Below are 20,635 nucleotides of genomic sequence, written 5' to 3'. Positions count from 1 at the left end.
ACGCGGCGTTGCCGGCGTGCGCGCCCTGCCGGGCCGGGCGCTGGCCGGCGTGCGGGCGCTGCCGGGACGCATCGCCGCCGCACCGGGCGGCATCGTACGCGGCGTCCCGCGGTCTGCCCGGCGCGCTTGCGCGAGTCCTTCGGCGACGGCTTGTCGCGCAGCTTCCTGGTCGGTGACGACATCGCCAACGCCGGCATGGCGCGTTCGGCGGCTGCCGAGACGCGCGCGGCGGTATGGCCGAGGCGCGCGCGCCGGGCGGCGCTCTGGCGGCCGAGGCCCGAGTGGCGGCTGCGGCCGAGGAGGCGGTTCCGGCTTCGCCAGCCGAAATGCGCGGCCGCGTCGATGAACTCGAACCATCACCGGCAGCGTCGCGCGAGGCCTCGGTACGCGAGAGCGGCGGCATGGAAGCGCCGAGCTGTCGCCGCGGCAGGTGGCTGACGAGCTGGCCTACGTCGACGAGCATCCCGGACTGGTGCGCGGCGAGCCGCCGAACGTCGTGCGGCGGTCGGCGAGCACGAGATCGTCGAGCGGCCGGCGCCCGAGATGCCCGGAGGCGTGGCCTGTGCCCGGCACTCGAACGGCGGCCTGCCGGTGCCATGTCCGTCATCGATGCTCGCTCGGCACGCAAGCCGCGACGCCGTCGCGGTCGAATCGCGGCTGGAAGAACTGAGTGACGTGCCCTTGCCGGCGGACCTTCGTGGCCCACGGCCGAGGCCATCGAGCGAATCAGGGCGATTGCACGACGGCAGCCTGACCGCGCTGACCGCCTGGCTCGCAGCGCTCGAGCGCAGGCTTGATCAGCGGGGCGTCGGCTTGCCTGGCAGGACGCTGGACCTGGAGAGCGAAGCGCTGCTTTCGGGGTCGCGATCGACGGGCGGAGCAGCGCGAATGACGGCTGCCGAGGTGGAAGCGGGAGAAGCGGGAATGGGCGATATCCTGTCGGTCCGCGAGGGGAGGCAGATACCCATGCGCGATTTTCATGAGCGGCGTCGCCGTCCGAGGCCTTGGGTAACTCTCTTGCAGAGAGGGGTTCCCGATGCCCGCCCCAGGACATCATGCTCACCACGTCACCCCGTTCCGGCAGCTTGCCGAGGAAATGGACTGGCTGCACGAGCGGATGCACGTTCGGATATGTTCCAGAACAACCGGCGAAGTGGGCGTGTGGTTGCCCGGTACGACCCGTACCCCGAATGTGACCGGCGCGACGCCACATCTATCCTTCGTTCATGCCGGCGAGGGAGTTGCCCGCGACTACGCCTACACGCTGACCGTCGAGCTGTTCGAACTGGAGGGGCCGGCGTTCATGCGCCGCTACGGGGAGATCATGGAGCAGCTCGGCAATGGCAGCTTCCGTCACACGCCAGCCCCGCGCGGCTGGCAGCCGGGCATGCCGCCCATGGCTGCGCCATGAGCGATCGACGTTCCCTGAAGGACGGCGGAGCCGGTCGTGCAGCGAGGGTGCGAATCGACCTGCACGCCGCGTTTTCGGGACCGGCACGGTGGTTGATCGCGGCGCTGGTCACCGCCGCAGTCGTTGCCCTGGCCTGGTTGGTCGGGTCGCGACGACCCGGTGCCCGACTGGATCAGCAAGGGTCTCGTTCCTGCGCTAGGCTGGATCTATCTGGTTTTGCTGCTAGTGGCGCTGGTGTATTGGCTGCGCCGTCGCCGGACAGCGGAGAAGGAGGAGGAATCATGACTTACAAATCACGCACCAGCGGCGCCGCGGGCGCCAGGAGCTCGGCCAGTGATGCCGGCGGCGGTGCCTCGCGCGGCGGCATGCCGCGCTTTCTCGCGCGCTCGCAAAGCGCCTTGCCCGGGCGCAGCGACGCTCCGCTGGTCGCCCCGGCGACGGCAACCAAGGTTGGGAACCTGGGTAGGGCGGGCGTTCCCGCCTTCCTGCGCACGGCCCTGCCGGCGACCAACAGCGAGCGATCACCGCTAGGTCTGCCGGGTGACCGCTACGAGCTGGAGGCCGACCGGGCGGCGAAACAGGTCGGCGCGGCGACGACCGGCGACTCCCGGTCGGCGGTCGCCGCGTCATCGCGGCAAGGATTGCTGCCGGTCGCACCGGCGTCGCCTGCAGGGCCGAGTAATGGGCCCTCGGCGCGTCTCGGCAGTAGCGGGCGAGCGCTCGACGGCGCGACCCGCGATTTCATGGAGCAGCGCTTCGGCGCCGATTTTGGGCAGGTGCGCGTGCACACTGACCCGCAGGCGGCACAACTGAATGCCGATCTGCACGCCAATGCCTTTACCCACGGGCGCGACATCTTCTATGGCCAGGGGCGTGGCCCGGGCCGTGACGAGCTGACCGCCCACGAACTCGCGCACGTCGTCCAGCAAGCGGGCGGCGCGCGCGACGGTGCTGCCGGCCCGCTGACGGCGAGACAGGGTCCGGCACCGATCCAGTGCAGTTTTGCCGCCACCTACATGGTTCCGGGCAGCACCAGCCTGTTCGAGATCGAACTACAGGATCGCGAGGGTGCGCTCGATACGCCGCCGACCAAGAGCGGCCTGGACGGCTACCTGCGCTTCGTCCCGGGAATCGGCGAACCGAATTCCAGCGTGATCGGCATCTGGCAGGTGAACAGCACGCTCGACGCCGCCGGCGCCGATGTCAATGCGGCGTCGATGCCGGCGGCGCAGGCGCCGCGCGGTGCGCTCGGTGATCCCGGACTGCGTACCGAGGCGGACCCCTTGCGCGGCATCGAAGGGGGTTTCAAGACCGACGTGCTGCACCGTCCGAATGCCGCGAGTCCGGGTGTGCCGCAGGGGTCCGCGCTGTCGCCGCGTTATGCCTGGGGGGCGGCGGCACCGGGTACCGTCGGCTTTGGCGGCACGACCCAGCAGCCGGCCTCGCGCGGCGGCGGGATCGGCGCGAATCCGCTTGGGCAGGTGCCGGGTTACAAACGTTCCGATGACCCCGCGGATATCCGCACGGCGTCGATGTACGACTTTCCGGGCACCAGCAGTCCGACCGACGTGATTACCTGGACCTTCGAGAGCGCCGCCATCGGCGAAGACACGATGGTCACCTATGGCGCCGTGAACTGGGGCTTCACGGTCGATGCCGGGCACGTCACAAACGAGCACCTGCAGGTCGAGGCCGGGACCTCGGCGACCTTTGACGAAGCGCTCGAGCGCCATCGCGACTTCTACGTGCATGAACCGGTGACCTTCTACTTCGACTTCGACGATGACGCCCTGAACGCCACCGAGGAAAGCAAGATCGACAGCTTCCTCGCCTATCTGACGCGCAATCCGGACGTCGAGCTTTCGCTCGAAGGCTTCGCCGATCAGGTCGGCGGCAACAGCGACTACAATCGCGACCTGTCATTGAGGCGTGCGCAGTCGGTCGAGGCGGGGCTGCTGGCCAAGGGTATCGCCGCCGCCCGCATCAACGGCATCGTCATCGGCCATGGCGCCTCGACGGCGGCGACCACCGACGCCGGTACCGGCGATGAGGGCGGCGATGCGGCAGTCGGCGCCGACCAGAGCCGCGAAGCGAACCGCTGGGCCAATCGCCGGGTGATCCTCACTTTCAGCCATGTGCCCGTTGCGACGCCCTGACCCGCGCAGCGTGCGCGAGCTGGTGGAGGGCCTGGAGGCGAGCCACTTCAACGAGCGGGCGCTGGCGCTGGCCGAGCTCGTTGCTCGCGGTCGCGCCAGCAGCGCGGCGCTGGTCGAGGCCTTGGCGACGGCGCGCGGCGAGCTGCGCGCCAGGGTCGCGCAGGCGCTGGCCGAGATCGCCGACCCGGCCAGCGCCGACGTCCTCGCTGCGCTGCTCAACGACGCCGACGAGCAGTTGCGGGCGCGTGGCGCGCAAGGCCTGGTGCGCATCGGTGACGCGCGCGCTCTCGAGGCCTTGCTGCGGACCATCGACGACTACCCCGACATCCTGCGCGAGCCCGACACGCTGTCCACCGATGGTCTGACCGACCTCGGACCCGCGGTGCTGCCGCGCGTCGTGCCGCTGCTCAAGGCGCCGGGGCTGATGACCCGGGCGCGCGCCTTCCTGGTCGTTCGCCGGCTGGTGCCGCGGCTCGCTGCCGCGTACGACTGGCAGCAACTGTGGGTCGAACTAGGGCGCTACCTTCCCGACGCGCCGCAGCCGCAGCGCGACGCCGCCGCCGATCAGTGGATCGAGTGGGTCGGTCGGCAATCAAGCTGAGTTGTCGGTGGCGTGCGGCGCTGCTCTATACTTTCGCAGCGAACCCGACAGGACAGCCGCCGATGCTCAACATGAATTTCGCCGAAGCCGCGCACATTGATACCGCCACCGCGCCCTGGCAGGCCAGCCCGATGCCTGGCGTGTGGCGCAAACCCCTGGCTCGCGAGGATGCCGAGCGCGGGCACGCGACGAGCATCGTGCGCTACGACGCCGGTGCCCGCTTTGCCCATCATCAGCATCCCGGCGGCGAAGAAATCCTCGTTCTCGAAGGCATCTTCTCGGACGAAGACGGCGATTACGGACCCGGCAGCTACCTGCGCAATCCTCCCGGCAGCGGCCACGCACCGTTCAGCGAGGAGGGTTGCGTGTTGTTCGTGAAGCTGCACCAGTTCGCCGCCGGCGACACCGCCAGCGTGCGCATCGATACGGCCAGCGCCGCCTGGCTACCCGGCCAGGGTCGACTGCAGGTGATGCCGCTGCATGCGTACGAAGTGGAGCATGTGGCGCTCGTCAAATGGCCGGCCGGCGAACGCTTTGTGCCGCATCGGCACTGGGGCGGCGAGGAAATCTTCGTGCTCAGCGGCGAGTTCATCGATGAACACGGCCGTTATCCTGCCGGCAGCTGGTTGCGCAGTCCACACTTGAGCGCGCACTGCCCGTACACGGAAGTTGAAACGGTGATCTGGGTGAAGACGGGGCATCTGCCCTTAATGCCGGTAGTATCGGGCGTTGCGGGCACCGAGCGCGCGTTGGCATCGCTGGCCCGACGTGAACCCATCATGCGCTAGGATAGTGCTGCGTTCTTTATGAGCTTTTCGGCAACCATGCCCCTCCCAGCGTCATTGCGAGGAGGCGCAGCCGACGCTGGGCTTAGCGAATACAATGAGCAGCCACACCGAAGAGGAGCCTGCGATGCCGACCACTACCCTGAAAGTCACCGGAATGAAATCCGACGACTGCCTGCGCCTGGTGATGAATGCGATCCAGGATCTGCCCTGTATCGGCCACGTCGAGGTCTCGCTGGAAAGCGGCGAGGCGGTCATCGAGCACACGGCGATGGTGAGTGAGAGCGACATCCGCGAGATCATCGAGGAGGCCGGCTATCCGACGGCATAGGCGCGCGGGGCGCTACGCGCCCCGCAGAACGCCGCTACGCGGCGTTCCAGAGGGACAGCGAAGCAGAGATGACAGAGGTCAGAGCTGCGGTGCTCAGCGCTTCGGGATGGGGGAAACACAAAACACCCGAAAGCCGAGATTGCCGCTGCGGCGGCCGGGATCGCTGTCGTTGCGGTAGGCGCAACGCGCGCCGTGGCGATCGTCGTCCCACGAGCCACCGCGCACCACGCGCCGGGCGTCTGTTTGCTCGGGATCTTCGCGCCTGGCATCGGCCGCGTAAGGGTAAGGATGGTAGGCGCTGCTGGTCCATTCCCAGACGTTGCCACTCATGTCCACCAGCCCTTCAGGCGTGTCGCCGCCGGGGAAGACGCCGACCGGCGTCGTGCCGCGAACGTGCGTCTCGAAAGAGTTGCACGAGCCGGCGTCGAAGTCCTCGTCCCAGGCGTAGCGGCGGCCCTTGCGTCCGCGAGCCGCGGCTTCCCATTCCGCTTCGCTCGGCAGCCGCCAGCACTGCCCGGTCTGCGCCGACAGCCAGGCACAGTAGGCGCGTGCTTCGTACCAGCAGATGCCGACGACCGGTTGCGCCGGGTCGTTGTACGCCGGATCCTTCCAGTTGGTGGGTTGGGTCTGCCTGCCGGCCGGATACCAGTCATCGAGCTGCGCCTCGAATTCGTCCTCCGACATTAGCCGTATCGTTTCCCACTCCTCGGCCTGTTTCGAGGTGATTTGGCCTTCGCGGAGCAGGTTCCCGATACGCTGCGGATCGTCATTGAACCACTGCCGGTCCTGGCGCCATTGCTGCTTCGGCCCCTCCGCCGTTCCTTCGCCGCGCCGCCAGTCCTGTGCTGCCCTGCCTTCCCACCAGCCTTCGTCGTCGTAAGCGCCAGCGGCGATGAACAGGCGCCACTCGGCGTTGGTGACCGGGAACCGGGCGATGGCGGAGGCGGCGAGCGGCACCGGGTGCACCGGTGACTCGTCTTCGTACAGCCCTTCGTCGCTGCCGATCGGGTAGTCGCCGGCGGCGATGTCCACCAACGGCGGTAGCAGGTAGTCGCCATGCACGCCGCTGCAGCGTGTGAAGCGCGGATCGCCGAGTTCGCCGAGCGCCCGGGCGGCGGCGATGCGCGCGCGCAGGTCGGCGGCGGGGTCGCGGCTGCGGGCGAGCAGCGCCTGCTGCAGGCGGCTGCGCAGTGCTTCGGGAAAGCTGACGTCGGGCTGGGCGGCGCAGCGGCCGGCGAGCGGCAGGTTCACCGCCATCACGGCGTCGATGAAGTCGGCGGGCACTGACGCCATGGCCGTGGCGAGAACGAAGGTTTCTTCCCAGCCGGTGGTCGGCGCCTCGGGCAAGGGGTCGGAATCGGCGAGGCCGGCGAGCACTTCCTCGAGTGTCGGCGATATCTGGTCGGCACGCCAGGCGCTGGCGGCCAGCGCGGGCTGCGGGCTGGCCGCCAGCGCACGCGCGGCAAAGTATTCCTGCAGCAGTTGATGGACGTAGAAGACGTCGTCCCACTGCACTTCGAGAACCTGCAGGGCGACGCCGGCGTGCAGGAGATCTTCACTGTGCTGCTCGCCGAGCAGTTCGAGCGCGTCGTCGTAAGGTACGCGTACCCGCGACGCTTCGCCGGGTGCGCGCCGGGCCTGCAGCGCGAAGGCGAGCTGGCAGAGCGCCGGCAGCAGCGGCGCGCAGGATGGCAGGTCGATCGCGTTGCGCCATTGCGGCCCGATGATGCGTGCGAGGTCGCGCTTGCCGAGCAGCACGCCGGGGCGAAACAGCGGGTTGTCGGCGTCGATCTCGCGTCGTAGCGCCTGGCGGACGAAGCCGGTGAACAGCGCTGCCTTGCCGCTCAGTGCTGTGCCATCCTCGCCGGCCTGGGCGAGCAGCAGGCGCAGGTAGAAGGGCGAGCGGAAGAGGTCGAGCTGCGGCGTGCCGCGCAGTTGCTGCCATAGCGCCGGGCCGCGATCGGCAGCGTGGAGCGTCAGGAATTCCTCGACCTGCGGATCGCCGAGTTGCTCGATGCGTACGTGTGTCACCGGTGCCGCGGGAGTCGACAGCGGGGCGCTGTAGTCCAGGCTGCGGCAGGAGAAGATGGTGCGCGTGCCGGCCGGAAGTTCGTTGAGGAAGTCGCGCCAGCAGGCAATGCGTTCGCGGTAGTCGGCTTCGTCGGCGTGCGGCAGTTCATTGACCGCGTCGAGCAGCAGCACGAGCCGAGCACTCTGCAGCAGTTCGCCCAGTGCCGGCAGTTGCGGATAGCGCTGCGCCCATTCCTGTGCCAGCCAGTCGGCGGGTGCCGGCAGCGCCTGGCCAGGGCGCGTCGGGCGGTAGCGGTTGAGCGGCACGAAGAAACTCAGCGGTGTCTGCTCGGGTTCGGCGGCGCGCAGCGCATCGAGCGCATCAATCGCGAGGTCGAGTTCGAGGCGGCGCAGCAGCGTGCTCTTGCCGCAGCCGGGCGGGCCGAGCAGCACCAGCGCCGGCTCCGGCGCTTCGGCCAGCACTTCGCGCAGGTCGTCGAAAGTGTTCTGCTGCGCCTGCCAGCGCGTGCCCTGCGCCTCTGGCCCCTGATCGAGCAGCAGCGTCAGCCGCGTGAAACGCTTGTCGAGCGCGTAGCGCGCCTGCGACCATTCGGCGACTCGCGCCAGGCGGTAGTCTTCGAGCGTGCGCGGCGAGTAGCGGAGGATTTGCTCGAGCGCTTGCTTGCCAAATTCGGGAACGGCTTGTCCGGCGAGCAGCGCGGCGCGTAGCTCGCCAAGTGCCTGCGGCTGGCCCGGAAAGCCGGGTTGGGGAGAGGCAGTCGCTGCACTGGCGGTGGTGCCGGGGAAGCCCGGCGGGTGCGACGGTTTGAGCCGCTCCCCACGGATGCGCGCGAGCAGTGCCTGCCTGGCTGTCGGCTCCTCGAGTCCGACCAGATCGACGTAGGTGATCGTGCGTAGCAGGCCTTCCGGTTGGCAGTCGCCCACCCGCACCGGCACGAGAACTCGATCCGCACCGGTGGGGTCCTGCGCTAAGGCAGCCGCCCATTCCGCCTGGGGGAACGGCGCCGCAAGATAATCCTTGGACAGGACGGCAATTGTCTGGCGTGCGTTGGCGGCGCGATGCATGTCGAGGACGAAATTGCTACCGGCGTGAAAGTCCCACGCCTGGATAAACGCGGTATAGCCGGCGTCTTCGAGTTGCCAGGCGATCCATGCCGCCCAGTCCTTGTCGATCCCCGTATAGCTGACGAAGAAATCGCGCTTGGTGCTTGCTGCGGCGTCGGACGGCGCTTGCGAAGGACCGCCAGGGAAGCGTGGCGCCAGCGCGATCTGTGACGTGGCTTCGCTTTTTGCGGCGTCGGCGGCGTGCCCCGCAAGCGTTGATGCTTGGGAGGTCGCGTGCGCGCCAGGCCCGCCGCTCCGACTCGCGCTGCACTGGCTGTCCAGTTCGTCGATCAGGCTCTGGAAAACGCCCTGGAGCTCGTCGCCGGCGTCGCCGCGCACCTCTTCGAGGAGCAGCGAGAGCGCGTGTCGCGATCCGACGCAGCCACGGGCTTGCAAGCGGCTGACGCAGTGCACGGTGAAATCCATCGTCGTGCCGTCCTGGTCGATGGCGTCGTAAATGTCGCGATGTTTGCCGCCGAAGGCGAGGATCAGCCAGGTGTTGCGGCGCGCCTTGTCCATCAAGGGGCGCAGCAGTTTCATCGCTTGCGTAAGGATGTCCATGGATTGCTGTCGATGCCGGCTTTGCGGAAAGGCGGGTGCGGTTCTTGTCGGTGGCGCGCAGCGGGGATGTTAGCGCAAAACCTTTGCCCGATGGTGGTTTGCCGGCTTGCTGAGCGGCGTCGGTGCTGGCCGGTGCGGCATACGCGAAAGGATCGGCGTGGCTGAGGCGTTCCGCCCTCAAAATTTTTCGCGCGGGGCGCTACGCGCCCCGCAGAACGCCACTTCGTGGCGTTCCAGAGTGTCAGCGAAACAGTGGCGACAGAGATCAGAGCTGCGGTGCTCAGCGCTTCAGGATGGGGGAAACACAAAACACCCGAAAGCCGAGATAGTAGTTGCGGAAGCCGGGAACGTAGTGGTAGCGGGAGGCGCAACGCGCGTGGCGGCGATTGCTGGACCACGAGCCACCGCGCACCACGCGCCGGGCGTCACCACCCGCTGTTACATCGCTCGGCGTGTCGAACTTGTTGAGACACCATTCCCAGGTATTGCCGGCAAGGTCCAGCACGCCCTGGGCGCTTGCCCCTTGCGGATAGAGGCCGACGGCAGTCGTCCGGCCCAATTCGCTCTCGTCCGTGTTGGCCCGTCCTTCCTGCCATTCGCCCCAGGGAAACTCGTTGCGCGGGTCGCCTCCGGTCGCCGCCTGCTGCCACTCCCACTCCGTCGGCAGCCGGACGGCAAAGCCAAGCGCCGCAGAAAGCCACTCGCAGTAAGCCATCGCTTCTATCCAGGTGACGTTCACCGCCGGCTGGTTGTCGGCGCCACGTTGCGGATCCGGCGGCCACTGATAAGCCTTGCGCACCCGTTCGTCATAGCCGTCGGCGGCTTCGAGAAAGACGCGCCACTGGGCGACCGTCAGCGGATGACGGGCGATGTGGAAAGGCGCGACCTGGAAGCGCGGCCGACCGCGCCAGCGCTTCCACAGGCCAGTGGCCTCGATGTCCAGTTCGACCTCGCCGCCCGGAATCGCGTGCCAGGCGATCTCCGGCAGGCGGTCGGCACCGACGCTGACGCCCACGCCCACGCCGGGGCGCGGGTCGCCGCCGGGGAGCAGCGCCAGGCGGTCGCCGATGCACGCGCGCAAGGCGTGCGGGGTGGAGGCCTCGTCGAGCAGCGCGAGCATCTTCTCGGCGGAGAGCGGGCCGAGGAAATCGCGCTCGGCGTCGTTCAGCTCGAAGCGCGATCCGAGGCGCTGCAGCATCGGCGCGGTTTCACGAATCACCCGCTCGTCGGGCCAGCGATAACTGTCGCCGTGCGCCTGCCAGTCCAGGGTGGCACGTCCGATTTCGCGTCGCCGGTGCAGGTCGGCGCGGTCTTCCTGCAGCCACTCCTGCAGGCGGGGCCAGTTGCGGATCAGTGCTTCGTGGGCGACCTCGACGGTCTCCGTTGCGCTGCCGGGGTCGCGGCCGGTGACCAGCAGGCGGTCGGTCGCCAGCTCGTCGATCAGCGCGCGCGCTACATCGTCGAAGTCGACTAGCGGCGCGCGCCGGCGGGTGTCCTCGCTGCCTTCGCCTAGCTGGACGAGCTGCAGGAAGATATCGCGGGCCATCGCCGCGCGGCCTGGATGCTCACTCTCCATGGCGTCGATGACACTGTCGGCACGTTGCACGATGGCGCCGCGGACGCCGCCGATGGCTTCGAAAGCGGCCTGACACAGGGTGCCCTCCCGACTGCGGGCGTATAGTTGCGTCAGGCAGAATTCGAGCAGCGGCAGGTTGCCGGGCTCGTCGCCGACGTCGTCGAGAAGACGGCCGACGAGACCCGGTTCGAAGCGCAGGCCGGCCACCTGTGCAGGGCCGCTGATCGCCCGCTCGCGCTCGGCGCGGGTCATGCCGCCAAGGAAAACCGTCGCCTGCTGTAGTCGGTCGCGCAGCGGCCGGTGCTCGATGGCACGGCCGGTGAAGTCGGCGCGCAGCGTCAACACCACGCTCAGCGGCGCGTTCTGCGCCGCTTCGACGAGTCGGTCGGCGAACGCCGCGGCGTCGGTGGGCGTTGTCTGCGGGTAGGTGTACAGCTCTTCCCACTGGTCGACGACCAGCAGCACGCGGCTACTGCCGGGGTGGGCAGCGAGGGTGGCGTCGACCAGGTGCCGTAAGGCGACGAAGCTTCCGTCCTTGGCTGTCGTGGGCGGGGCGACGGCAAGCCGGGCGGCCAGTTCGCCTGTGGCGATCACCCGTTTGACGCGCTCGTCGGCGCTTGGCTCGCCTTCGATCAGTTCGAGCAGGCAGGCGGCGAGGCTGCGCCAGGGTTCGGGACCGGGCCGCAAGATGCCCACCGCCCAGCCGCCGCGAGCGCGCAGCACCGGGATCAGCCCGGCCTGCACCACCGACGATTTGCCGCTGCCCGAAGCGCCGACGACGGCGACGAAGGGCTGGCGGTCGACGGCGGCAACGAGTTCGCTGGTGAACGCGTCGCGGCCGAAGAAGACCGGTTGGTCCTCTTCGCGGAAAGCGCGCAGGTCACGGTAGGGGCAGTCGGCGTCGGGCGGGCGCTCGCCGAGCGCATCGAGCGCGCGAAGAAGGGCGCAGAAATCGGCCTGTTTCTCGTCGCCGGCATAGCGCCGCACGAGCTCCAGCAGTAGCGACAAGGAATGCCGCGAGCCGACGAAGCCGCGTTCGAGCAGATTACGGACGCAGCGCAGGGTGAACTCTCGCGTCGCACCGCTCTGGTCTATCGAATCGTAAATGTCGCGATGTTGGTCGTGAAAGGCGAGGCTCAGCCAGGTATCACGGCGGCCTGCGTCCATCAGGGGTCGCAACAGTTCGCTTGCTTGCTGGAGGATGTCCATGGCTGACGACGGGAGAGAGGGAAGAGCGGGCGTCTACTTGTTGTTTGGCGTGCTGCGGAGCTTCGATCTTAGCCGAAAACCCTTTCAGGCAGGTGGTCGCCGGTGGCGACCGCGCCTGGCGGCGCATTGTCTGCCATCGTTACCGTGGCCGCCATAGGGGCTCGCTGTGCGAGAATATAGGTCGAAGCGCATTCGCACGAGCAACGATCTCCAGCCTGGAAGCCATCGACCCCATGCCTGCCGACTCGCCACCGCCCGCCGCCGCCGCGACCTACGACTCGGGCTACAAGCTGCTCTTTTCGCACGCCCAGGTCGTCGAAGACCTGTTGCGCGGTTTCGTCGCCGAGGACTGGGTCGCCGAGCTGGACTTCAGCACGCTCGAAAAGGTCGCTGCCAGCTACGTCAGCGACGATCTGCGCGAGCGTGAGGATGACATCGTCTGGCGCCTGCGCCACCGTGGCGACTGGCTCTATGTGTACCTGCTGCTCGAGTTCCAGAGCAGCGTCGATCCGTGGATGGCCTTGCGCATCATGGTCTATACCGGATTGCTGTATCAGGATCTGATCAAGAGCGGCGAAATCGGCAGCCAGCGGAAGCTGCCGGCGGTTTTTCCGCTCGTTCTCTACAACGGGCGCCGTCGCTGGACCGCTGCGCGCGAAGTCAGCGAACTGATCGAGCCCTTGCCGGCCAGCCTGAAGCCTTAGGTGATTTCTACGGATCTTCATACCGTTGTATGCGATACTTTCAGTAGATTATGAGGTTGGAGGTATTGCTGATGAAGGCCGCCACGGTAGCTGAAAGCAAGGTTTCTCTTGAAGCCGTCCACATTGAAGATATCCGGCTTGCTTCGAGCAAGATGACGGGAGCGGACCGTAGGGTGTTTCAGGCGGAGATGACGCTGAAATACTGCGGGGGCAATCCTCGGCGTGCAGAGGACGTTTTCGGATGGAGTCGGCAGACGGTGCAGCTTGGCCTTCATGAGAAACGTACGGGGATTGTTTGTCTGGGGCTGCACGCGTTCCGCTGCGGCGCGAAATCGTGGGAGGAGAAACACCCGGAGGTAGCGCAAGCTCTCTGGGAACTGGCGGAAAGCCATGCCCAACAAGATCCGACTTTTCGCACGACTTTGTCGTTTACCCGCTTGACGGCCGAGGAAGCCATCAAGCAGTTGCGAGCGCGGGGTTTTGCCGACGACGTGCTGCCGTCACGAAGCGGCATGTCGAAAGTACTGAACCGCAACGGGTACCGGCTGCGTCCGGTGCTCAAGGCCAAACCCCAAAAAAAGTCCCCGAAACCGACGCCATCTTCGCGAATATCCGGGAGCATGACCGAGATTGCCAAGGCGAGGCGGTCATGCGCGTAAGCATGGACTGCAAGGCGACGGTGAATATTGGCGACTACTCGCGAGGTGGCAAGACGCGGGGCGACAACCAAGCGGCGGATCACGACATGGGATGCGAAGAGAAACACACACCGTTTGGTGTCGTCGACGAAGACAGTGGGCGGCTCCATTTGTCCTTCGGAAGCTCGGCGAAGACCAGCGATTTCATCATCGACAGCCTCTACGCGTGGTGGGAGAGTCAAGCGTCCGAGGAGTGTGCTCGCGTCACACACATCCAAATCAAGGCGGATAACGGGCCGGAGAGCAATGGCCGGCGTACGCAATTTCTCAAGCGAATCGTCGAGTTTGCCGATCACACCGGGAAGTCCATCCGCCTCTTGTACTATCCGCCGTACCACAGCAAATACAATCCGGTGGAGCGTTGCTGGGGAATCCTGGAAAAGCACTGGAACGGCGCCAAGCTCACCGACACCCAAACGATGTTGGAGTGGGCAAAGAGCATGACGTGGAAAGGCATTCATCCCGTCGTCGAACTGAGCCGCACGGTCTATGAAAAAGGAATCACCGTGGCCAAGGATGCCATGCAAGCTGTCGAGTCCAGGCTGGCACGAAACCCACTTCTACCCAAGTGGGACATCCTGATCCGACCGGCTTGCACGGTATGAAGATCCGTAGAAATCACCTTATCACCCGGCGCAACGCTATTTCCTGCTGGAGGAGGCGGCGCTCGGCGACGCCGAGCTGACCGACACGGAGAACACCGTCGCCGGTATCATTCGTCTCGAAGCTAGCCGCGCGCCGGCGGACGTGCGGCGAGCGGTGTCGCTGCTGCAGAAGCGTTTGCAGGGGCCGCAATACGCGAGTCTGCGCCGCGCTTTCGTCGTCTGGATCAACCGCGTAGTCCTTCGCCGGCTGATGCCCGGGCAGGAAATACCCGAAGTCAAGGAATTACAGGAGATCGATACCATGCTCGCAGAAACCGTCGACGAATGGACCAAACAGTGGAAAGAGGATGGCCTGCGTGAGGGGCGGCAGCAGGGCCTGCAGGAGGGTCGCCAGGAGGGTCGCCAGGAAGGTCGCCAGGAAGGTCGCCAGGAAGGTCGCCAGGAAGGTCGCCAGGAAGGTCGCCAGGAAGGTCGCCAGGAGGGCATGCAACAGGGCGAGGCAGCCCTGCTGCAAAAGCAACTCGCGCGCCGTTTTGGGGCGCTGCCGGCTTGGGTCGCGGAACGTCTGGCGCAGGCCAGTCCTGCTCAGCTCGATAGGTGGGGTTTAGAAGTGCTCGATGCGGCCAATCTTGACGATGTTTTTGCAGACGGTGCTTGAGCGGCCGAGAAGGCGATCGACTCCACGGTTGGTGCGTTATCGACGGCATCGTCCTCAACGACAACGTCAACCACCTCGATGCCCTTCGTCGCGAGATGGGGATGGTCTTTCCGCGCTTTCCGTCCTATTGCGCTCGCCGGGCAAGCGCTTGCCTGCCGGCTGCGGCCAGCGGCGCGATCTGGACGGCGACGATGCACACCAGGATCAGCGCACAGCCGGCGATGCCGTTGGCGTGCAGCCGATCACCCATGAGCAGGAAGCCGAACAGGGCGGCGAAGACGGTTTCGGCGGAGAGGATGATCGCCGCGTCGGCGGGCTGCGCATAGCCTTGCGCGACCACCTGCGTGGTGTAGCCGATGCCCACCGACACCAGGCCGGCGTAGGCAATCGGCAGAGCAGCCTGCACGACTCCGCTCACGGTGATGCTTTCGCTGAGCACGGCGCAAAGCAGGCTGATGACACCGCAGACCAGGAATTGCCCGCTGGCGATCAGGAACGGCGCGTGCAGGCGCTCGGCGATGCGTCCGACAAAGATTACATGCAGGGCCCAGAAGATGCTGCTGGCCATCACCCACAGGTCGCCGACGACGGGCTCGAAGCCCTGCGCGCCGGAGAGCAGCCAGGTGCCGATCAGGCAACCGATCGACGTCGGCCACACCGACCAGTGCGCGGGTGTGCGCAGCAGCAGCCAGCCGAGCAGCGGTACCAGCGGCACGTAAAGTGCAGTGAGAAAGCCGGCGTTGGTGATTGTGGTGCTGATGATGCCGATCTGCTGAAAGACGGCGCCAAGCATCAGCAGCACACCCAGGGCGCTGATGCCGAGGGCATCGGTGGGCAGCGGCTGCGCCTGGCGTAGCGACAGCTGGCGCCACTCGCGCCAGGCGAGCGGGGCGATGACGGCGGTACCGAGCAGGAAGCGGATGCCGGTGAAGGTCAGCGGCCCGACGCCGGCCATGCCTTCGGCCTGGGCGACGAAAGCCGAACCCCAGATCAGGGCGACGGCGAGCAGCAGCAGATTGGCCTGGGCGCGAGTCAAGGTGAAGGTTTCCGGGAAAAGCCGGCAAGTGTAGCCGAATTGGCAGTCTTCGCCGCACTCGTGAAGTGCCTGGCGGACTCGCCAGATCGGCGCCAGGTGGTCGGCCGCCCTTGGCAGACGCTGGCGCGGCGCTTACCCGCTTACAGTCCGAGCGTGGTCGCGCTGATCGGGTCGCCACCTTCGCCGAGGATCTCGTCGAAGCGCGTCCGGTAGGACTTGCACTCCTGGACATCGTCGGTAATCAGCCGGGATCGGGCGTGGTCGCGGTGGAAGCGCACCAGGGCGTGTTTGTCATCGGCGATCAGCAGCGAGTCCTTTCGCGCTTCGAGCTGTGGTGGCGCGTGGATGATCTGCAGGGTCGGCGAATAGACGCGTAACAGCTTCATCAATTGCGGGCTGTATTGCCGGACGAACTCGGTCTTCTGAACGACGATCGTCAGTTGACTGCCTTGCTGCCGGGAGCTCAGCAGACGATTCAGGGCGGCAATTCTGGCCGGGTTTTCAAGCTTGAGGGGTGACAGGTCTTCGTCGAAGATCAGCAAGCTCTTTGGCGACAGGTCCAGGATCTCCTGTAGCGCGCTGTCGTGTTCGGTCCAGGTGGTGAGCAGGCGACTGGTCATCAGCAGTACTCCGCGTGCCTTGGGCGATTTCTGTCAAATGGCAAGCCATCTTTCAGGTCATTCGCCGGCGAAGATAGCAGGCTTGCCGCCACCTAGGCAAGCCATTGCCGATTGTCCTCGGCGGCGCGGGGCCGTGATCGCCGACTTTGCTTAGCTTGCTGACCTGGTGCATCGGGTGAGGGAATCCAGCGGGCTGCAAGCGAGTGGCTCTCCTTGTCGTGGTCTTCCGATAAGTCATTGCCGTTGCGGTAGAATCGCCCGTTATTTTGCGGATAGAGAGCATGCCCACCGGAACCATTGACTCGCTGGACCACGAGGGGCGCGGGCTGATCGTGGTCGACGGCACGACGGTTTTCATCGCCGGCGCCTTGCCGGGCGAGCGCGTCGAATACGCCGTTCATCGCCGCAAACCGACTTACGAACAGGCGCGGACGCTGCGTGTTCTCGATCCGTCGGCGGATCGTGTGACGCCGCGCTGCCCGCATTTCGGCGTCTGTGGCGGTTGCAGCATGCAACATCTCGATGCCAGTGCGCAGGTGGCGGCGAAGCAGCGCTTGCTCGAAGACCATTTGCGCCATCTTGGCGAGATCAGTGCGGAGCAGCTGTACGCGCCGATTCATGGTCCGACATGGGCTTACCGCTATCGCGCGCGGCTGTCGGTTCGCTTCGTGGCCAAGAAAGGCGGCGTGCTGGTCGGCTTTCGCGAGCGGCGAGGCAGTTACGTCGCCGATATGCAGCAGTGCGAGGTACTGCCGCCACATCTGTCGGCGATGTTGTTGCCGCTGCGCGAGTTGATCGGAGCGCTCTCGATCCGCGATCGCCTGCCGCAGATCGAAGTCGCCGTTGGTGAGCGGGTCACGGCTCTCGTGCTGCGCGTTCTGGAAGCGCCGAGTGCGGATGACGAGGGTCGGCTGCGCGACTTTGCCGACCGCTACGGGGTCGTCTTCTATCTGCAGCCGAAGGGGCCGGCAACTGCCTACCGCTTCCATCCGCAGGAGGGGCCGCCGCTTTCCTATCTGCTGCCCGACTTCGGTGTCGAGCATTTCTTCTCGCCGACCGAGTTCACGCAGGTCAATCCGGCGATCAATCGCGTGCTCGTGCGGCGAGCAGTGAGTCTCCTGGAACCGCGGTCCGGCGAGCGGATCGGCGACATGTTCTGCGGGCTGGGGAACTTCTCGCTGGCCATCGCCCGTTCGGGCGCGCAGGTTCTCGGCGTCGATGGAAGCCCTGAACTCGTCGTCCGGGCGGCCGAGAATGCGGCGGCGAACGGACTCGATGGACGCGTTGAGTATCGTGTTGCCAACCTCTTCGCGGCGACTGCCGAGAGCGTTGCCGCCTTTGGCCGGCTCGACAGGATGCTCATCGATCCGCCGCGCGACGGGGCGCTGGAGCTGGTCAAGTCACTGGCCGCTGACGGCCCACGGCGCATCGTCTACATCTCGTGCAGTCCGCCGAGCCTGGCGCGCGACGCGGCGATTCTGGTCAGCCAGAAGGGCTACCGCTTGCGTGGCGCGGGCGTGGTCAACATGTTTCCCAACACTTCGCACGTCGAGTCGATCGCCCTTTTCGAGCGTCCGCCAGGGAGATAGCGGCAAGAATCGCCCGGCGGCACCCGGCGCGGCATGGCTATCGTCTATCGTCGTCAGTCGTCATGCCGGCAACTGTGCGCGCCTGGTTTAGGGCACTGCCGTCCAGCTGGAGTCGGGATTGAAACGGCTCATCGTGCTGGCCGCAGGCGCGGTGTCATCGCCGAGGTCCTTCTGGTAGACCACGCCATTGTGGTTGACGAGGAAAGTCATCACCCCTGACACTCCGTATTTGGCGGGGTAGGCGACAACGGCGAAACCGCCGATCATCTTGTCAGCAACGAGGTAGTTGTAGGCGCCGTCCGGGGAGTTCTCGCCCTCGGCGGTCAGCATGCGGTAGAGATAGCCGTGAAAGGGCTTTGGCTCATAACGCTTGGCTTTCGACTGCTTGACGGCATAGCCTTCGTCCGTGGCTTCGGCGATCAGTGGCCCCAGGGGACTCTCCGGATGCCCTTCCTGCACCGGCCAGAAAAGGCCATCTCGCTTGCCTTTGGTCGACACGAAACGGCGTGCGTAGTCGTTGAATCCGTTACCGTCGAGATCGTCGGCGGCGTAGTCGCGCTGCGCATCGACGATCGCCAGCAAGGTCTGGATGGTGTCAAGTTCGTTGCGGCCGATGCGCCGGCTGGTGATCTCCTCTCGTCCGGCATCGGCGTCGAAAACCCAGCCGTCTTCCCTGTGCACCAACGGTGCCGGGAAGGACCAGTCGTCGTCGCCGACGACCAGCTCCGCATGGCCATCCGCCTGTTTGCTGATGCCGTGCTTCTCATCGTACGCGGCCAGGAATTTCTTCCAGTCCGCGCGGTCGGCGACGCTGTCGCCGCTGAAAAGCCAGCTTCCCGAGTTCGGGCCGACGACCGCCAGCAGTGCTTTCGCATCCTGCGCGCGGACCGCCGCCGCGAGCGCCATGGCGGCATCGTCAGGCGTTGCAAAAGCACTGATGACTTTTTTCGGCGCCGGCGCAGCCTTGCTGGCTGTCGCGGCGAAGGTCGGGGGAGCTGTCGCGATCAACAGGGCGGCAGCGAGTGTCTTGAGCGTGTGCTTGAGTTTCATCGTTTTGTTCTCCGCAGAAGTGGGGGTGGGGGGCAGGGCTGCTTAGCGACCACGGCCGCCACCCCCACCGCCACGGTGTCCACCACCACCGCCACCACGATCACCTCCGCCGCCGCGGTTGCTCATCTGTGCGCGGCTGGCGTTGCCGCGCTGGCTGGCTTCGCGTGTCGAGTGTCCGTTGCCGGCGCCCGAGAAACCGCTACCCCTCGCGCTGCTGCTCGCATTGTTGCGCGCGGTACTGCCAGCCATGCGGTTGCTGGCCGTCGACCGTGCTTCGCTACCCTGCATGCGGTTGCTTGCCGATGCTCGCGCTCCGCCGCCGCCCTGCATGCGGTCGCTTGCCGTTGCTCCTCTGCCACCAGCGCCAGCGCCAGCGCCAGCGCCGGCACCGGCACCGGCACCGGCACCGGCGGTCTTGTCGCGTGTCGCTGCCCTAGCGCCACGATCAGCGTTCTGAACGCGATCGTTCAGCTGTTTGCGATCCATGCCCTTGAGCTCCGAGCGCCCGCTTTCGGCGCGACCGCGAAAGTTCTCGCGCGACTTGGCTGCGGCGGCGTTGCTGCCACGGTTGTACTGGCGCGCCACGTTCCTGTCCCCGTAAGCGACACCGCGGCGGTGATTGACGTTGTGATTCCAGTTCTTGTTGCTGATGTTGCTGCGATTGAACGAGTTGTAGCGATTGACGTTCACGTCGACCGAGCCGCGGCCCCAGCCCCAGTTGCAGCCTCCCCAGATTGCGGCGCCAACGAGCAGGCCGGTGGCGAAGACCAGGCCGGGTGGATAGACGTAGGCCGGCGGATAGACAGTGTAAGGCGGTGTCGGATACCACCAGCTGCCGTAGACCACGCTCGGATTGTAAGTGGGTACGTAGATCACGTCCGGCTTTGGCGACTCGACGACATAGATCGTCTGGCTGCCCTGTGTCTCGGTCCTGACCACCTGCTGCGGCGTCGTCTTGAGGTTGCCGGTGGCATCGGCCTTGGCGCGCAGCGACTGCACGGTGTCCATCACTGCCGCCTGCTGGGCGAGGAAAGCGTCGCCAAGTTTCTGCGTCCAGCTGAGGTTGTCGTTCATCTGCTTGAGGACCTCCGGTACCGCCGTCAGCGATTTGACCGCCGGATCCCACTGCTGCTGGGCCATTGCGTCCTCAAGCGCCTTCTCGTTGGTGACCTCGGGGTTGGCCTTCGACCAGCGTGCCGCCTCGACGACTTCGAGCGGGTAGGTCGAAGCCATCAGGATCTGCGCCAGCAGCGCATCCGGATAGAGGGCAATGGGCGCCAGAAGCCGGTCCAGGTCTTCCTGCGAGAAGCTTTGCTGCGCCGCACTGGTCGACGCTGGCTCGGCTAGCGGCGCTGACGGCGCTTGTTGGGCCAGCGTCGGGGAAAGCGCGAATATCAGTGCTGTAAGCAGCGCACAGGATCGGGAGGTTTTTGAGTTCATCAAGGATCCTCGGGTACAAAACAACGATTTACGAGCGAAGCGACAAGGGTTACATACAACTGTGCTTGGGCAGGATGCGCCCGCCAGGCGAGCCACTAGCTCGTCTAGCTTATCCGTTGCGGGGGGGGCTTGCCAAGTCGACCAGTGAAGCTTGCAGGCACGGCCATGAAAGCTGGCTCGCCGCGACAAACCTTGCTCCTGGATCGCTTCACGTCGTTCGCCATGACCACCGCCCGTCCTGCCATTGCCGCTGGCCCCCGCGCAGTCGACAGGGCGGCGACGCCAAATGGTCTCACGGAAGTGTTCACGCCAACGGGAGCGATGCGCGCAGAAACAGCAAAGGCCCGCCATATGCGGGCCTTTGCTCGGCTTCCGTCAGCAGGCTCGGGCTTGAGAGCCTTGCGATCCCACTTTCTGTAGAAAGTGTTTCCTCGGCGAACGGTGGCCGGGTGGGCCTGGGTTCTGGCAGC

The 20,635-nt window shown here is 66.3% G+C and carries 14 protein-coding genes and 2 pseudogenes; 10 read left to right on the top strand and 6 right to left on the bottom strand.

All coding sequences use genetic code 11. From position 1 onward, the window contains the following. From V5B40_RS24560 to V5B40_RS24535, 6 genes and pseudogenes are all read left to right on the top strand, one after another. Positions 1 to 438: pseudogene (locus V5B40_RS24560) on the top strand (hypothetical protein); the annotation flags it as partial. A gap of 598 nt (positions 439 to 1,036) precedes the next feature. Further along, the gene (locus tag V5B40_RS24555) at positions 1,037 to 1,411 is read left to right on the top strand and encodes a hypothetical protein (RefSeq protein WP_332356997.1); all 375 of its coding nucleotides are present in this window, start codon (positions 1,037 to 1,039) and stop codon (positions 1,409 to 1,411) included. Between the two features lie 281 nt (positions 1,412 to 1,692). Continuing rightward, on the top strand, positions 1,693 to 3,567 hold the full coding sequence (locus tag V5B40_RS24550; RefSeq protein ID WP_332356996.1) for an eCIS core domain-containing protein: 1,875 nt from the start codon (positions 1,693 to 1,695) through the stop codon (positions 3,565 to 3,567). Then, complete coding sequence (locus tag V5B40_RS24545; RefSeq protein ID WP_332356995.1) at positions 3,554 to 4,168, top strand: HEAT repeat domain-containing protein; 615 nt, start codon at positions 3,554 to 3,556, stop codon at positions 4,166 to 4,168. The genes V5B40_RS24550 and V5B40_RS24545 overlap by 14 nt, the downstream gene beginning before the upstream one ends. A 62-nt stretch (positions 4,169 to 4,230) precedes the next feature. Beyond that, on the top strand, positions 4,231 to 4,956 hold the full coding sequence (locus V5B40_RS24540) for a cupin domain-containing protein (protein WP_332356994.1): 726 nt from the start codon (positions 4,231 to 4,233) through the stop codon (positions 4,954 to 4,956). Positions 4,957 to 5,080: 124 nt separating this feature from the next. Further along, positions 5,081 to 5,284 (top strand): heavy-metal-associated domain-containing protein, encoded by a 204-nt coding sequence (locus V5B40_RS24535; protein WP_332356993.1) that lies wholly within the window; start codon positions 5,081 to 5,083, stop codon positions 5,282 to 5,284. Between the two features lie 93 nt (positions 5,285 to 5,377). Here V5B40_RS24535 and V5B40_RS24530 read toward each other — a convergent pair whose 3' ends face one another. Both V5B40_RS24530 and V5B40_RS24525 read right to left on the bottom strand, forming a co-directional pair. Next, complete coding sequence (locus tag V5B40_RS24530) at positions 5,378 to 8,980, bottom strand: SUMF1/EgtB/PvdO family nonheme iron enzyme (protein ID WP_332356992.1); 3,603 nt, start codon at positions 8,978 to 8,980, stop codon at positions 5,378 to 5,380. A 280-nt stretch (positions 8,981 to 9,260) separates the two neighbouring features. After that, positions 9,261 to 11,765, bottom strand: a complete 2,505-nt coding sequence (locus V5B40_RS24525) for an SUMF1/EgtB/PvdO family nonheme iron enzyme (protein WP_332356991.1) — start codon at positions 11,763 to 11,765, stop codon at positions 9,261 to 9,263. A gap of 233 nt (positions 11,766 to 11,998) precedes the next feature. Here V5B40_RS24525 and V5B40_RS24520 point away from each other — a divergent pair, with 233 nt between their 5' ends. The 3 genes and pseudogenes from V5B40_RS24520 (at position 11,999) to V5B40_RS24505 (ending at position 14,430) form a co-directional block, all read left to right on the top strand. After that, positions 11,999 to 12,469, top strand: a complete 471-nt coding sequence (locus V5B40_RS24520) for an Rpn family recombination-promoting nuclease/putative transposase (RefSeq protein ID WP_434735913.1) — start codon at positions 11,999 to 12,001, stop codon at positions 12,467 to 12,469. Positions 12,470 to 12,519: 50 nt separating this feature from the next. Then, positions 12,520 to 13,772, top strand: a pseudogene (locus tag V5B40_RS25370) (ISAzo13 family transposase). A 154-nt stretch (positions 13,773 to 13,926) separates the two neighbouring features. Continuing rightward, positions 13,927 to 14,430 carry a DUF4351 domain-containing protein gene (locus V5B40_RS24505; protein WP_332356989.1) on the top strand — a complete coding sequence of 168 codons (504 nt, stop codon included), beginning with the start codon at positions 13,927 to 13,929 and terminating at the stop codon, positions 14,428 to 14,430. Positions 14,431 to 14,554: 124 nt separating this feature from the next. On the opposite strand, the gene V5B40_RS24500 is transcribed toward V5B40_RS24505, so the two are convergent. Beyond that, entirely contained in the window at positions 14,555 to 15,466 is a 912-nt protein-coding gene (locus V5B40_RS24500; RefSeq protein ID WP_332356988.1) for a DMT family transporter, read from the bottom strand. A gap of 140 nt (positions 15,467 to 15,606) precedes the next feature. After that, a complete protein-coding gene (locus tag V5B40_RS24495) occupies positions 15,607 to 16,086 on the bottom strand; it encodes a hypothetical protein (RefSeq protein WP_332356987.1) in 480 nt (159 codons plus the stop codon). Positions 16,087 to 16,367: 281 nt separating this feature from the next. Between V5B40_RS24495 and rlmD the strand changes: the two genes are divergently transcribed. Beyond that, positions 16,368 to 17,675, top strand: coding sequence for a 23S rRNA (uracil(1939)-C(5))-methyltransferase RlmD (gene rlmD / locus V5B40_RS24490; RefSeq protein WP_332356986.1), 1,308 nt, complete (start codon positions 16,368 to 16,370; stop codon positions 17,673 to 17,675). An 87-nt stretch (positions 17,676 to 17,762) separates the two neighbouring features. On the opposite strand, the gene V5B40_RS24485 is transcribed toward rlmD, so the two are convergent. Continuing rightward, positions 17,763 to 18,725: a DUF2950 domain-containing protein gene (locus V5B40_RS24485; protein ID WP_332356985.1), complete on the bottom strand. Its 963-nt coding sequence runs from the start codon at positions 18,723 to 18,725 to the stop codon at positions 17,763 to 17,765. 42 nt (positions 18,726 to 18,767) lie between these two features. Beyond that, complete coding sequence (locus V5B40_RS24480; protein ID WP_332356984.1) at positions 18,768 to 20,165, bottom strand: DUF3300 domain-containing protein; 1,398 nt, start codon at positions 20,163 to 20,165, stop codon at positions 18,768 to 18,770. Positions 20,166 to 20,635 lie beyond the last annotated feature (470 nt).

Source organism: Candidatus Accumulibacter meliphilus, assembly GCF_036625345.1.
GTDB classification, from domain to species: Bacteria; Pseudomonadota; Gammaproteobacteria; order Burkholderiales; family Rhodocyclaceae; genus Accumulibacter; species Accumulibacter meliphilus.
Note: the sequence above shows the minus strand (reverse complement) of the source record. Positions and strands in the feature narration are given on the sequence as shown.